The sequence below is a fragment of the Escherichia sp. TW14182 genome, from assembly GCF_000208525.1.
In the GTDB taxonomy this organism is placed as follows: domain Bacteria; phylum Pseudomonadota; class Gammaproteobacteria; order Enterobacterales; family Enterobacteriaceae; genus Escherichia; species Escherichia ruysiae.
Genome location: NZ_AEJZ01000186.1, coordinates 1 through 657, shown reverse-complemented (window position 1 = coordinate 657; position 657 = coordinate 1). Strand labels below are relative to the sequence as shown.

Sequence of the window (657 nt, the reverse complement as noted above, 5' to 3'; positions counted from 1 at the left end):
TGACGGGGGGCAGGTGTCAGATGAATCTGTGACTGACGATGCATCTTCCAGAAGATTTCTGGCTGTGTTCAGCCGGTTTTCCAGTTCCGACAGTCGTTTTTCTGCCTGTCGGATCTGATTTTCAAGCTTATGACGCTTTTTCTCTGAACTCTGGCCGAACAACATGCGACGCAACCTGTCGAGTTGCGCTTTCAGCCGTTCAATTTCCTGCTCATAGCCCGCGACCTGACAGGCATACTGGCGAAGCCGACTCTGTTGCGTACGCAACATGGCTTTAAGCAGTTCAATATCGTCGGGGAGTTCATTGTTCATTCCCTTGTTTTATCATGGGTTATATCCGGATGCCAGGCCGTTCTGTCCGTTTGGGATGTTGCCACGCGATCCCCTCCAGTAGCATGGATAACTGAGCTGGCGTCAGGTGCACTTTCCCTTCCCGGGTCACTGGCCAGACGAAGCGGCCCCGTTCCAGGCGTTTGGCGAACAGGCATAACCCGTCACGATCGGCCCACAGTATTTTCACCATTTTGCCACTGCGGCCCCGGAAGACGAAGATATGCCCGGAGAACGGGTCATCTTTCAGCGTGTTCTGCACCTTCGAAGCCAGGCCGTTGAAGCCACAACGCATATCTGTGATGCCAGCGATGATCCAGATTCTGG

At 53.7% G+C, this 657-nt stretch carries 2 protein-coding genes; both read right to left on the bottom strand.

The genetic code is table 11. The features are described from left to right. On the bottom strand, nt 1-312 hold a 312-nt coding region (locus EQY_RS0115710), incomplete at its 3' end, for an IS66 family transposase (protein ID WP_001058446.1). 19 nt (nt 313-331) lie between these two features. Then, a partial coding sequence (tnpB, locus tag EQY_RS0115705; protein WP_000306220.1) for an IS66 family insertion sequence element accessory protein TnpB occupies nt 332-657 on the bottom strand: 326 nt, incomplete at its 5' end.